Source organism: Actinoplanes sp. NPDC051405 (assembly GCF_055586185.1).
In genome coordinates this window covers 1-12,434 of the sequence record NZ_JBVJIR010000034.1, presented here as the reverse complement: position 1 = coordinate 12,434, position 12,434 = coordinate 1, and the positions used below count along the sequence as shown (strand labels likewise).

The 12,434-nt window shown below is 71.9% G+C and carries 11 protein-coding genes and 1 rRNA gene; 6 read left to right on the top strand and 6 right to left on the bottom strand.

Annotation, left to right across the window (positions count from 1 at the left end):
* Positions 1 to 101: 101 nt before the first annotated feature.
* The gene (locus ACZ6S4_RS43020; protein ID WP_465480408.1) at positions 102 to 512 is read right to left on the bottom strand and encodes a hypothetical protein; all 411 of its coding nucleotides are present in this window, start codon (positions 510 to 512) and stop codon (positions 102 to 104) included.
* 388 nt (positions 513 to 900) lie between these two features.
* Here ACZ6S4_RS43020 and ACZ6S4_RS43015 point away from each other — a divergent pair, with 388 nt between their 5' ends.
* Together ACZ6S4_RS43015 and ACZ6S4_RS43010 are read left to right on the top strand one after the other, a co-directional pair.
* Entirely contained in the window at positions 901 to 1,659 is a 759-nt protein-coding gene (locus ACZ6S4_RS43015) for a sugar phosphate isomerase/epimerase family protein (RefSeq protein ID WP_465480407.1), read from the top strand.
* On the top strand, positions 1,656 to 2,756 hold the full coding sequence (locus ACZ6S4_RS43010; RefSeq protein WP_465480406.1) for a Gfo/Idh/MocA family protein: 1,101 nt from the start codon (positions 1,656 to 1,658) through the stop codon (positions 2,754 to 2,756). Before ACZ6S4_RS43015 ends, ACZ6S4_RS43010 begins: the two co-directional genes overlap by 4 nt.
* On the opposite strand, the gene ACZ6S4_RS43005 is transcribed toward ACZ6S4_RS43010, so the two are convergent.
* Genes ACZ6S4_RS43005 through ACZ6S4_RS42995 form a run of 3 tightly spaced genes read right to left on the bottom strand, consistent with a single transcriptional unit; the run spans position 2,753 to position 5,637 of the window.
* On the bottom strand, positions 2,753 to 3,343 hold the full coding sequence (locus ACZ6S4_RS43005) for a TetR/AcrR family transcriptional regulator (RefSeq protein WP_465480405.1): 591 nt from the start codon (positions 3,341 to 3,343) through the stop codon (positions 2,753 to 2,755). The two genes, ACZ6S4_RS43010 and ACZ6S4_RS43005, sit on opposite strands and share 4 nt — an antisense overlap.
* Before the next feature lie 7 nt (positions 3,344 to 3,350).
* Positions 3,351 to 4,484 carry a glycosyltransferase gene (locus ACZ6S4_RS43000; RefSeq protein WP_465480404.1) on the bottom strand — a complete coding sequence of 378 codons (1,134 nt, stop codon included), beginning with the start codon at positions 4,482 to 4,484 and terminating at the stop codon, positions 3,351 to 3,353.
* 13 nt (positions 4,485 to 4,497) lie between these two features.
* The gene (locus ACZ6S4_RS42995; RefSeq protein ID WP_465480403.1) at positions 4,498 to 5,637 is read right to left on the bottom strand and encodes a glycosyltransferase family 4 protein; all 1,140 of its coding nucleotides are present in this window, start codon (positions 5,635 to 5,637) and stop codon (positions 4,498 to 4,500) included.
* Between the two features lie 143 nt (positions 5,638 to 5,780).
* Here ACZ6S4_RS42995 and ACZ6S4_RS42990 point away from each other — a divergent pair, with 143 nt between their 5' ends.
* The 4 genes from ACZ6S4_RS42990 to ACZ6S4_RS42975 all read left to right on the top strand — a co-directional run bounded on the left by ACZ6S4_RS42990 (position 5,781) and on the right by ACZ6S4_RS42975 (position 10,341).
* Positions 5,781 to 7,571, top strand: coding sequence for a LamG-like jellyroll fold domain-containing protein (locus tag ACZ6S4_RS42990; RefSeq protein ID WP_465480402.1), 1,791 nt, complete (start codon positions 5,781 to 5,783; stop codon positions 7,569 to 7,571).
* Positions 7,572 to 7,591: 20 nt separating this feature from the next.
* The gene (locus tag ACZ6S4_RS42985) at positions 7,592 to 8,401 is read left to right on the top strand and encodes an alpha/beta fold hydrolase (RefSeq protein WP_465480401.1); all 810 of its coding nucleotides are present in this window, start codon (positions 7,592 to 7,594) and stop codon (positions 8,399 to 8,401) included.
* Positions 8,398 to 9,795, top strand: coding sequence for an FAD-binding oxidoreductase (locus ACZ6S4_RS42980; RefSeq protein ID WP_465480400.1), 1,398 nt, complete (start codon positions 8,398 to 8,400; stop codon positions 9,793 to 9,795). Before ACZ6S4_RS42985 ends, ACZ6S4_RS42980 begins: the two co-directional genes overlap by 4 nt.
* 207 nt (positions 9,796 to 10,002) lie before the next feature.
* Positions 10,003 to 10,341: an STAS domain-containing protein gene (locus ACZ6S4_RS42975; RefSeq protein ID WP_465480399.1), complete on the top strand. Its 339-nt coding sequence runs from the start codon at positions 10,003 to 10,005 to the stop codon at positions 10,339 to 10,341.
* 243 nt (positions 10,342 to 10,584) lie between these two features.
* On the opposite strand, the gene ACZ6S4_RS42970 is transcribed toward ACZ6S4_RS42975, so the two are convergent.
* Both ACZ6S4_RS42970 and rrf read right to left on the bottom strand, forming a co-directional pair.
* Positions 10,585 to 11,424, bottom strand: a complete 840-nt coding sequence (locus ACZ6S4_RS42970) for a hypothetical protein (protein WP_465480398.1) — start codon at positions 11,422 to 11,424, stop codon at positions 10,585 to 10,587.
* A 916-nt stretch (positions 11,425 to 12,340) separates the two neighbouring features.
* Positions 12,341 to 12,434, bottom strand: a 5S ribosomal RNA gene (rrf, locus tag ACZ6S4_RS42965); the annotation flags it as partial.

Sequence of the window (12,434 nt, the reverse complement as noted above, 5' to 3'; positions counted from 1 at the left end):
GCCCGGCCGGGGCCTTCCGCCGTTCCGGGGCGGAAAGGGCGTCGCCGGCCCGCGGAGACCGCGGGCCGGCGACGTTGTGTCGGGTCAGTTGGTGCTGGGCGTCAGCGACGCGGGCGGTTGTTGTTCCAGTGGCCGCCACCGTGGTGGTCGTTGTCGTTGTCCCAGTCGTGGCCACCACCGTTGTGGTTGTCCCAGTCGCCGCCGTGACGGTTACGCTCGACGTCGAGGCGCCAGATCACCCGGAAGCCACGGCGCACGCGCTCGCACTCGTAGTCGTCCCAGCGGTCGAAGCGCTCGCCGATCCGGCCGACCCGCTCGCACTGGAGGCGCGTGCGGTAGTAGCCGGCGACCCAGTCGCGGTCACGGTCGCCGTGGTTCCCCGCCTGCTGCTGCTTGGCGGAGGTGGCTCCCTGGGCGGTCGACGAAGACGCCGCCGCGGGGCCGGCGGCCATCGTCACACCGGCGACCAGCGCCATTCCGGTCATGGCCAGCATTCGTGTTGCCTTACTCATGGAACCACCTTTTCTCGGCAGGTTTATTACTAGATCCACAGAATCATGATCCAGTGCCGGAATTGTGGACCTACGTCCACATTAACCCGATTAGGTGATAGTCCGTGTCGCGTGCATACCAGGCAGAGAACCCGAAAATCGTTCCCCGCGTCGACTAATCCACCGAACGGCCGATGAGCGCTCAACCAGCGGTCACAAGGGCTCATACTTTCGGCCTATTAGGACCGGTTCATACCCATTGGCGGAGCCGTCATTCCTCTCTTATTGCCGTGAAATAGCGACACGCGATAAAGCCGGTGGATCATGCCGATTGCTTGATCGAGGAAGCGCTCTCTGGTGTCAATTTTGACCAGCTGGTAGAAAAGATGAAGACCGCTTGGAGGTAGCGATGAGCAAGCTTTCCGTCCAGCTGTACTCAGTCCGAGACGCCTTCGCCCAGGACCCCACCGGCACCCTCGCCCGGCTCGCCGGCCTCGGCTTCACCCAGGTCGAGCCGTACGGCGTGCGGGAGAACCTCGCCGTGCTGCGCACCGCGCTGCCGGACCACGGACTGACCGCGCCGACCGCCCACGCCCAGCTCCTCGACCAGCGCATCGACCAGCCCGCGGTGTTCGCCGCCGCCGCCGAACTGGGCATCGGCATCGTCATCGACCCCATGGTCGAGCCGGCCCGCTGGCAGGACCCCGCCGACATCGCCGCCACCGCGGCCGGGCTCAACGACGCTGCGAAGGTGGCCGCCGAGCACGGCGTCACGGTCGGCTACCACAACCACTTCTGGGAGCTCCAGTCCCGGATCGCCGATCGGACCGCCTTCGAGGTGCTCGCCGAGCAGCTCGACCCGGCCGTGGTCCTCGAGGTGGACACGTACTGGGCGACGGCCGGCGGCGCGGAGGCGCCGGCCCTGCTCCGCCGCCTCGGCGACCGGGTCCGCGCGATCCACGTGAAGGACGGCGACCTCGCCACCGACGGCTCCGGTCAGGTTCCCGCCGGTCAGGGCCGGGTTCCGGTCCTCGAGGTGCTGGCCGCGGCTCCGCAGGCCCTGCGGGTCATCGAGTTCGACCGCTACGACGGGGACATCTTCACCGCGCTCGGGGCCAGCCTGGCGTTCCTGCGCGACCGCGAGCAGCAGGACGGGGAGGGGCAGTGAGCGGCGGAGCGGTCCGGGTCGGCGTCATCGGGGCCGGCACGATCAGCGAGACCTACCTGCGGAATCTGACCAGCTTCCCGGATGTCGACGTCCGCATGGTCGCCGATCTGGACACCGCCCGGGCCGCCGAGCAGGCGGCCAAGCACGGGATCCCGGCGGCGGGCACGGCCCAGGAACTGCTCGCCGACCCGGCGATCGAGCTCATCGTCAACCTCACCATCCCGGCCGCGCACGTCGACGTGGGTCTGGCCGCTCTGGAGGCGGGCAAGCACGTGTGGGCCGAGAAGCCGCTCGCGCTGGACCGTCCGTCCGCCCGCAAGCTCCTGGACCGGGCCCGCGAGCTGGACCTGCGGGTGGCCAGCGCACCGGACACAGTGCTCGGTGCGGGCCTGCAGACCGCGCGCCGGGCCGTCGACGCCGGCCGGATCGGTGTGCCGCGGACGGCGCTGGCCCTGTTCCAGTCACCCGGGCCGGAGAGCTGGCATCCGGCGCCGGAGTTCCTGTTCCAGACCGGCGGCGGTCCCCTGCTGGACATGGGCCCGTACTACCTGACCGCGCTGGTGCAGCTGCTGGGACCGATCGGCCGGGTGACCGCTACCGGCGGGCGGGCCCGCGAGACCCGGGTGATCGGCTCCGGCCCCCGAGCCGGTACGGAATTCCCGGTCACCGTCCCGACCACCGTCACGGCTCTGCTGGAGTTCAGCCGGGGCGGCACCGCGCAGGTGGTGCTGACCTTCGACTCGGCGCTACCCCGGACCACCCTGGAGGTCGCCGGCACGCTGGGCACCGCCGTCCTGCCCGATCCGAACAGGTTCGACGGCCCGACCCGGCTGCACCTGCTGGCCGGCGGCGACCCGCAGGAGCTGGCGCCGCAAGGGCATCAGGCCTCGCGCGGCACCGGCGTCCTCGAACTGGCCCGCTCGATCCGGGCCGGCGTGCCGGAACGCGCCTCGGGAGCGCTCGCCTACCACGTGCTCGACGCGATGCAGTCCATCGAGGAGTCCATCGCCGACCGGCGGCCGGTGGTCGTGCAGAGCACAGCCGACACGCCACCCGCCCTGCCGGCCGACTGGGATCCCTACGCCCGGACTCTCTAGTCGAGCGGGACGGTGATCAGGTCCTGGACGTAGGAACGCAGCGCGCCGACCAGGTCGACCGCGCTGCCGTTGGACAGCCACTGCACCTGGAGGCCGTCCATCAGGGCGACCAGATTCAGGCCCGCGTGCTCGGGGTCGACACCGGCGCGCAGTTCGCCCCGCGCGGCCAGCACCCGGAACGAGGCGGTCGCGTAGTCACGGGCCATCCGGTAGTGCCGTTCGAAGTAGTCGTGCGCGGGATGGTCCGCGGCGACTGCTTCGGCGGCCAGCCGGGCGTACACGTCGACGATGCCGGGGTGCCGGACGTTGTGCTCGGCCAGCGCGACCAGGTGGGCCAGGGCCTCCCGGCCGGGCGGTACGGCCAGGCGCTCCCGCTCGGTGTCCTGCGCGTCCCGGCGCTCCAGCACGGCGGCGAGCAGCGCCTCCTTGGTCGGGAAGTAGTACAGCAGGCCGGCGTGGGTGATGCCGACGCGGCGGGCGATCTCGCGCAGGGACGAGCCGTGGTAGCCGGCCTCCGCGTACACGGCGACGGCCGTCGTGATGATGTCCTCCCGACGGATCCGGCCCTTCAGATAACCCCCGGTCACCCGGCCATCATGCCGTACCGGCGGCTCGTCGACCGGCGCTCGCCCGGTCCGCGGTGATGATCGACAGGAAACCGGCCACCGCTGCCGACCAGGGGAACCGTTCGGCCTGCGCGCGGGCGGCGATCCGGCGGTCGGGGCGGTCGAGCAGGGCGCGGACCGCGGCGCCGTAGGAGGCGTCGGTCGTGGCGGCCACCCCGGCCGTCCCGATCACTTCCGGCAACGCGCTCGAGGCGCTGACCACCACGGGCGTACCGCTGGCCAGGGCCTCGAGTGCGGCCAGGCCGAACGTCTCGATCGGGCCGGGCGACAGCGCCACGTCCGCCGTGGCGAGCAGGGCGGCCAGCTCGCCCCGGTCGCGCAGATGACCGACGAAGCGGACCGGCAGGCCACGCTCGGCCGCCTCCGCCTGCAGCGCGGGCCGCAGCGGCCCACCGCCGGCCACCACGAGCACCGCGGGCACTCCGGCGGCTTGCAGCTCGGCCAGCGCGGCCAGCGAGCGCCGCGGCTGCTTCTCCACCGACAACCGGCCACAGTGCACCAGCAGCACGTCGCCGGGTGCGGCCCACCGGCGCCGCAGCGCCGGGTCGTGCCGGACCGGTGAGAACAGATCAAGATCAACACCCAGCGGTACGCGAGCCACGTCACGCACCCCGAGCCGCTCGAACTCGGCCGCCGCCCAGCCGGTGGTGCACACGATCCGGTCGAAGCCGGCGGCGCTGCGCGCGTTGAGCCGGTCGGCCATCCACCGCGCGTTGCCGCCACCGAACAGCCGCAGCAGCCCGTCCAGGCTCTCGTGCGACACCATCATCGACGGGACGCCGTGCCGCCGTGCCCAGTTGCCGGTCCAGCGCAACGTCGTCCGGTCGGAGACCTCGAGGTGGTCCGGCCGCAACCGGGCCAAGGTGTCCGCGACCCGGCGCCGGTCGAGCAGCACCCGGTAGCCGCCCAGCCGCGGCACCTCCGGCCCGGGCACCGTGATGACCCGGCCCTGCTCGGTCTCGACGTCGGCGAACCGGGCGCCGGGCACGATGAGGACCGGCGAGTGCCCGGCGGCGAGATAGCCGGCGCCCAGTTCCCGCAGCGCGGTCCGCAGCCCACCCGAGCGGGCCGTGACGAAGTTGGCCAGCCGCACGATTCTCATGCCAGCACCAGTCTCATGCCGGCACCAGCACCCGCTCGGCGGCCGGCTGCAGCGCCGCCTCGTAGTGCCCGATCAGCTCGTCACCGACAGCGGCCCACGTCCGGCCCTCGACCGCGACCCGGCCCGCGGCACCGAACAGCGCGCGCCGGGTGGGGTCCGCGACCAGCCCGGCGATCGCCGCGGTGAAGCCTTCGGCCCGGGACGGCGGCACGAGATGCCCGGTCAGCCCGTCCGCGACCAGATCGAGCGGCCCACCCGCGGCCGGCGCGACCACCGGCAGCCCGCTGGCCATCGCCTCCTGGATCGCCTGGCCGAACGTCTCGTACGGGCCGGTGTGCGCGAACACGTCGAGGCTCGCGTAGATCCGGGCCAGCTGGGCGCCGTGTCTGGCCCCCAGGAACACGGCATCGGGCAGGGCCTGGCGCAACGTACCGGCGGCGGGACCGTCACCGACGACCACCACCCGTACCCCCGGCAGCCGGCTGGTCTCCGCGAGCAGATCGACCTGCTTCTCCACCGCCAGCCGCCCGACGAAGCCGACCAGCACCTCGCCACCCGGCGCCAGCGCCCGGCGCAGGCCGGCGCTGCGGTGCCGCGGGTGGAACCGCACGTCATCGACCCCGCGCCGCCACAGGTGCACCCGGCGCACACCGTGGCCGTCCAGCGCGGCGACCGACTCCGTCGACGGCGCCAGCGTCCGGAACGCCGCGTTGTGGACGGTCCGGATCCACCGCCACGCGGCATGCTCGGTCATCGACACCTTGTACGCCCGGGCGTACGCGGCGACATCGGTCTGATAGACCGCGACGGCCGGTACCCGCAGCGCCCGGGCGGCGGCCGCACCCCAGGCACCGAGCACGAACGGGCTCGCCAGGTGCACCACGTCGGTCCCGTGCGCCCGCAGCGCCGCGGTCAGCGCCGGGGTCGGCAGCCCGAGCCGGATCTGCGGATAACCGGGCATCGGCAGCGACGGGATGCGCACCACCGGATAGGGCAGCCCGCCGACCCTGCCGCGGACCCCGGGCGGCGGCTGCGGCGCGATCACCAGCGGGGCGTGCCCGCGCCGCACGAGATGCTCGGCGGCCCGGACGACCGAGTGTGCGACACCGTTGACATCCGGCAGGAAGGACTCCGTGACCAGCGCGATTCGCATGGGCAGAGGATGGGTGGCGGTCCCGCTCCACCAGGCCACGATGTTGTGACGGGAACGGGAACGGTGGGCGACAAGAGCGCTGTTCGCCCGTTCTTCGCCTCGCCGACGTCGGCTGTTGCCACGACTTGAGCAGAGTGATCACCGTGGATCGACGGAACCTGCTGCGCGCGGCTGTGGCCGCCCCGGCCGTACCCCTGCTGACCGGATCGGCCGCCCAGGCGGCGGACAAGACCCGAGGCGGTACGGGTGAACGCTTCGCGCTCGCCGTACTGCCCGACACCCAGTACCTCTTCGACGCCGACAGCGCGGACCCGGCGCCGCTGCGCGAGACGTTCCGCTACCTGCTGGACCAGCGTGAGGTCGTCTTCATGACCCACCTCGGCGACGTCACCGAGCACGGTACGGCCGAGGAGCTCGGGCTGGCCGGGGAGTGCTTCCGGCGGCTGGACGGGCGGCTGCCGTACAGCGTGCTCGCCGGCAACCATGACGTGAACTCGTCCACGGACGATCAGCGGGGCGATTCGGCGTACCTGAATGCCTTTGGTCCGCACCGCTTCGCCCGGATGCCCACCTTCGCCGGGGCATCGGCCGACGGCTACAACAACGCCCATCTGCTCACGGCCGGCGGCCGGCAGTGGCTGGTGCTCGCCCTGGACTGGCGCATTTCCGACCGCGGTCTCGCCTGGGCGCAGAGCATCCTGGACAAGCACCGGCGGGTGCCGGCGATCGTCACCACCCACGACCTGGCCTACGCCGACGACGCCGGAGTCGCGGCCCTGTCCGCCCACGGGCAGCGCCTGTGGGACCGCCTGATCAAGGGCAACGACCAGATCTTCCTGACCCTCAACGGGCACTACTGGCCGCCGGGGCGCACCGTGCTGAAGAACGACGCCGGGCACGACGTCCACGTGCACATCACCAACTACCAGGACCGCTACTACGGCGGCGCGGGGATGATCCGGACCTACACGTTCGACCTCGCCCGCGACACCATCGACGTCGAGACGTTCGCACCGTGGTTCCTGGCCGAGCGACCGGCGGCGCGCACGCCGCTGGCGGCGGAGACCATCGAGCTCACCGGCCCGGCCGACCGGTTCAGCCTGGAGATCGACTTCGCGGAGCGGTTCGCCGGCTTCGACCCGCCCGCGCTGCCCGCGCCCCGGCCGGCCGCCGCGGTCGTCGACCGCCACACGGCCGCCTACTGGCGTTTCGATACGGCCGGGCAGTCGGTCGCCGACGGCGCCACGGTCCGGGACCTGACCGGAAAGGGCAATGACCTCACGGTACGGCGACTGGCGAACAGCGGCCCCGACGTCCTGACACTCTCCACCGAGCACCACCCGGGCCAGCCCGCCCACGCCAGCCTCCGCTTCGACGGCGGCAAGGGCCCCGACCGCGGCGCGATCCTGCACACCGCCCCGGACGCCGCACTGAACGGCATGACCTTCACGGGTGGCTACACCATCGAGGCGTTCCTGAAACTGCCCGATCCGTTCGTCGGCGACCACGCCTGGATGGGCATCCTCAGCTGGGAGGGCCGCAGCGGGGACGCCGGCAAGCACAGCGGCTGGTCGCCGCTGGAGCCGACCTGCAGCCTCAACGTGTCCCCCGAACGCTTCCTGCAGTACGTCGTCTACCCGGCCGACCGCGACGCCGACCCGACGTCGTGGAGCCACGCCGTGCCGGTGGGCCGGTGGATGCACGTGGCGGTGGTGAACGACGGCCGCCGGACGACCGTGTGGATCGACGGCTCGAAGATCCTGCGCAACCCGAGCGAGGCTTCGCACGGCATCGCCACCCTCGGCCGCCCCTTCGTGCTCGGCGCCACGTCCTTCGACCTGCGCTACGGCCAGGGCTTCTACGGCTGGCTCGGCGACGTCCGGATCACCGCCCGGGCGCTGGCCCCCGGGCAGTTCCTCCAGCGCGTGCCGTGAGCCCGCCGTAGTGTCGAGGCATGTCGACGATCGCCACCAGCGACGGGGTCAACCTGCACTACACCGACGAGGGCGGTGGTCAGCCGGTCGTGCTCATCGCCGGCTTCACCGCCTCGGCCGAGACCTGGGAGCTGCAGCGCCGGGCCCTGCTCGGGGCCGGCCACCGGGTGCTCGGCCTGGACCGGCGCTCGCACGGCGGTTCGGACAATCCCGCGTACGGCCAGCGGATGGCGCGGCACGGCAAGGACATCCGCGACTTCCTCGACGCCACCGGCCTGGACCAGGTCGTCCTGGTCGGCGGTTCGATGGGCGCGAGCGCGATCTGGGCCTACTACGACCTGTTCGGCGCCGACCGGCTGCGCGGCATCGTCACCGTCGACCAGACCCCCAAGATGGTCAACGACGAGGTGTGGCAGCACGGCTTCTATGGTCTGACCCGGCACAACCTCGGCACGTTCTTCGAGGACGGCGTGCCGGACACCGGCCGCGGCCTCCCGGTCGCCGAGTCGGTGCAGCGGCTGGGCCGGCTGATCGAGGCGCTGGGCCGGGTGCCGCAGATGGGCGACGCCCGCGCCCCGGAGACCTGGCCCCTGCTGCAGGACCACGCCGAGCAGGACTGGCGTGACGTGGTGGCCCGGGTCGCGGTGCCGAGCCTGTTCATCGCCGGCCGCGACAGCCAGCTGTGGCCGTGCGAGCACGCCACCGCCGCGGCCGCGACGAACTCACGCGCGGCCGCCCTGATCCTCGAGGACAGCGGCCACGCGGCCAACATCGACCAACCCGACCTGGTCAACGAGGCACTGCTCAAGTTTCTGGCCGGCCTGGCATGACCGGCTCGCTGGCGGCGGACCTGCCGGGCCTGGACCTGATCGTCGACCCGGACGTCCTCGACTCCCTCAGCCACGACGACGCCGAGTGGGCCCCGGCAGGGCGGCCGGTCGGCGCGATCCGCGCCCGCAGCACGGAAGAGGTGAGCGCCATCGTCGCGGCGTGCGCAGCCCGGGGCATCCCGGTGATCGCGCGCGGAGCCGGCACGGGTCTGTCCGGCGGCGCGAACGCGGTCGACGGCAGCCTGATCCTCGACCTGACCCGGATGAACAAGATTCTGGAGATCGACCCGGACAACATGATCGCGGTGGTCCAGCCCGGCGTCGTCAACGACGACCTGAAAGCGGCCGTCGCCGCGCACGGCCTCTGGTATCCACCCGACCCGGCCAGCGCGCCCTGGTCGACCATCGGCGGGAACGTGGCGACGAACGCAGGCGGCCTGTGCTGCCTGAAATACGGCGTGACCCGCGACTACGTGCTCGGCCTGCAGGCCGTCGTGGGCGGCCCGGCCGGCGCATACGGTACGGCGGTGCGCCTCGGCCACCGCACGACGAAGGGTGTGGCCGGCTACGACCTGGTCAGCCTGTTCGTCGGGGCCGAGGGGACGCTGGGGATCGTCACCGAGGTCACGTTGCGGCTGCGGCCGGCTCGCGCTGCTGCGCCCCGTACCGTGGTGGGGGCTTTCGACAGCATCGTCGCCGCCGGCGACGCGGTGGCCGCGACCACCCGGATGGGTCTGCTCCCCACAGCGTTGGAACTGCTGGACCGGGCGTGCCTGCAAGCGGTGGAGGAATGGAAGCACCTGGGCCTGTCCGCGACGGCCGAGGCATTGCTGCTGGCGCAGATCGACACGCCAGGAGAATCGGGCCAGTCCGAAGCGGACGCCCTGGCCCAGGTCTTCCGCGACGCGGGCGCGCAGTGGGCCGAGCAGTCGACCGACGAATTCGAGGCGGAGGCACTGTTCGCCGCGCGCCGGCTGGCCTATCCGGCGATGGAACGGCTGGGTCCGGTGCTGACCGAGGATGTCTGCGTGCCGCGGTCGGCGGTGCCGACGATGCTCGCGTCGATCGAGGAGAGCGCGGCACGGCACGGGGTGGCGATCGCCACCATCGCGCACGCGGGGGACGGAAACCTGCACCCGCTGATCCGGACACCGGTGGGTGACGAGGTGGCGCGGGCGGCGGCGCAGGCGGCATTCGAGGAAATCCTGGCAGCGGCAATCGGGCTGGGCGGCACGGTGACCGGCGAGCACGGGGTGGGCCTGTTGAAGCGGCGCGGAATGCGCCAGGAGCTGGAGGCGCCGGCGCTGGCGATGATGCAGGCGGTGAAGCAGACCCTGGACCCGCAGAACCTCTTCAACCCCGGCAAGGTAGTCGGCGACCCCGACCTGCCCTAGCCGTCTCCCTTCCCCTTCTCCCCTTCCTCTCCCCGCTTCCTTTCTGGCTCGCTTCTTTTACTGCCTTCCTCTGCCGCTGCGGGGCGGATCAGCACCTCGCCGCTTGTCGTCGCCGCTCGTGGATTGGCACAAACAGCCGGTCGACGGGCCGCGCGAACCGTCATACGCTGACCGCCCGGCGAACGCTGGGTGGCGGAAGGCAGACCGATGTTGAACACCGCGGTCGACGTCCGGACGGACGCGGACGGAAGCGTGGTGGTCCAGCCCCACGGCCCGATGGGAACGGACTGCGCGGCGCAGTTCCGCCAGATCCTGGTGCACACGGTCCGGAAGGTTCGGCCGCCGCGCCTGATCGTCGACCTGGGCGATGTGCCGGACGTGGATCCGATCAACCTGGGGACCTTGGCGGCGCTGTGCGACCTGGCGGACGACCACCAGGTCGTCGTCTTCATGGAGAACCTGTCCGCCGAGGTGGCGACCCGGTTGACCGCGGCAGGCGTGCCACCGCAGCGATTTCGGGCCGCCGGACAGCCCGCGGTCAGCTGACCGTCACGCTCCCGGGCCGATGATCGGGTCAGCGCGGGGACGGATTTCGCTTCCCGCGCCGGCGATCGGGTCAGCTTTCGGGCAGGGATCCACTTCCCGCGCCAGCGATCAGGTCAGCTTTCGGGCAGGAATCGCACTCCCGCGCCGGCGATCAGGTCAGCTTTCGGGCAGGGATCCACTTCCCGCGCCAGTGATCGGGTCAGCTTTCCGGGAGGGATCCCACTTACCGCGCCGGCGATCGGTCTAGCTGCGCGCGACCGTTACGGAGGAGACGCCGCTGGTGGCGTCGATGTCGAAGCGGTCGGCGGCCGCGTCCCAGCCAGGTGCGGTGTACACCGCACCCCCGGGCACGCCGGACTTGGTCTGCCCGTCCACCGTGACCTCGCCGGCCCCGTTCTTCGCGGCGACCCGCACCGGCGCCGCCCCGGTGAGGTTGACGACCAGCTGGCTGGCCCCACCGCCGAGAACGACCCGCTGGGTGCCAGTGGCGGCCGGAAGCCACACCTCGGCCCGGCTGGTGCCGGCCGCGAAGTCGACATCGCCCCCAGGCCCGCCCTTGAGGTCAACGGTCTGGTCGCTGGCACCACCGGCCAGGCGAACACTCCAGCGCACGTCGTCGCTGAGCACCACGGTGACCAGCGCCGGGCCGGTGAGCCCGGTGCCCCGCAAACCGGCGACAACGGCAGGCCCGTCACCATCAACCTTGGGCACCACCTTGGACTCCGCCGGCGTGGAGACCTCAAAAAGATCAGGACCAAGATCCCCAACCGTCACCCGTACGACGTCAGCAGCGTTCACGAGCGAGAAAGTCGCGGGCTTGTCCTTGATCGCGGAAACGGCCCCGCCGCGGACGACATGGTCAGGTTCGCTGGGTGCGGCCTGTCCGATGCCGGGCAGCCCGAGACCGGTGCCGGACCCGGGCCACGTGGCAGCCGGACCAGGAACCCCGTCGGACTCGTCAGGCACGACATAGCGAGGCTGATGGGCGGGGTTGTAGTCCCGTCCACCACCGTCGGCAGCGGAACACCCGGCCAGCAGACCCACGGCCACGGCGAACGCGCCCACCCGGACAATCACGTTCACCTATTACCCACCGCCTTCGTCGACTACACGACCACGCGGCCAGACTCCATCACGCCACCCCCTGCTTCGCAACGGGTCAGACAACCCGGTTCGCAGCTGGGCCTGCGTTCCGACCGACGATTGACCGCGATCGACGGTGCCCGCGTCCGCTACGTGTGACGGCGTAGTCGTGCGCGGGATGCTCCGCCGCGACTGCCAACCGGCAGCCCGTCGGCACAAGAGCGATGATCGGCTCTGTTCAGGTCACGCTCTTGGGGCCCATCCGCGGGGCCGAGGCCAATCCGCGGCCTCGGTCCGCGCCGGCGTCTCGCTCCGCGGCCTCGGTTGGCGCCGGCGTCTCTCCACCGACCTTGGTCCGCGGCCACGGTCGGCGCCGGCGTCTCCCCACCGACCTTGGTCCGCGGCCTCGGTCCGCGCCGGCGTCTTGCCCCGCGGCCTCCTCTGCTTGCCGGCCTGAGTCCGCTCTCGGCTGCGACGCTGGCCGAGCCATGGTCTAGCCGGGGTGGCCCCGGCCTGGGTGACGTCGCCTGGGTGGCGTCGACGGGTGACCCCGGCCAGGTGACGTCGCCTGGGTGACGTCGCCTGGGTGGCGTCGGCGGGTGACGTCGGCGGGTGACGTCGGCGGGTGACGTCGGCGGGTGACGTCGGCCCGGGCGACGTCGCCCGGGTGACGTCGGCACCGTGCGTCGCCCGCACGACGGTCGGCATCGCCGCTGTATCGCCTCAACCCTGACCGGCAATGGGCCCAACCCTGACCGGCAATCAGCGTCCGAGCTGCCACCAACCGCGGGCTGACCGGGCACCGGCCGAAAAAGCTTTAGAAACGCCGAAGAGCCCACCCCGTCCCCAAGGTGGGCTCCATGCGAATATGAAAAAGGCCCACACCATCACTGGTGTGGGCCTTCCCCAACGTTAAGTCCGGCGGCGTCCTACTCTCCCACACCCTCCCGAGTGCAGTACCATCGGCGCTGGAGGGCTTAGCTTCCGGGTTCGGAATGAGACCGGGCGTT

Coding starts and splice junctions, on each gene's coding strand:
- ACZ6S4_RS43020 (WP_465480408.1), bottom strand. CDS start 512: ATGAGTAAGGCAACACGAATGCTGGCCATGACCGGAATGGCGCTGGTC.
- ACZ6S4_RS43015 (WP_465480407.1), top strand. CDS start 901: ATGAGCAAGCTTTCCGTCCAGCTGTACTCAGTCCGAGACGCCTTCGCC.
- ACZ6S4_RS43000 (WP_465480404.1), bottom strand. CDS start 4,484: ATGAGAATCGTGCGGCTGGCCAACTTCGTCACGGCCCGCTCGGGTGGG.
- ACZ6S4_RS42995 (WP_465480403.1), bottom strand. CDS start 5,637: ATGCGAATCGCGCTGGTCACGGAGTCCTTCCTGCCGGATGTCAACGGT.
- ACZ6S4_RS42985 (WP_465480401.1), top strand. CDS start 7,592: ATGTCGACGATCGCCACCAGCGACGGGGTCAACCTGCACTACACCGAC.
- ACZ6S4_RS42980 (WP_465480400.1), top strand. CDS start 8,398: ATGACCGGCTCGCTGGCGGCGGACCTGCCGGGCCTGGACCTGATCGTC.
- ACZ6S4_RS42975 (WP_465480399.1), top strand. CDS start 10,003: ATGTTGAACACCGCGGTCGACGTCCGGACGGACGCGGACGGAAGCGTG.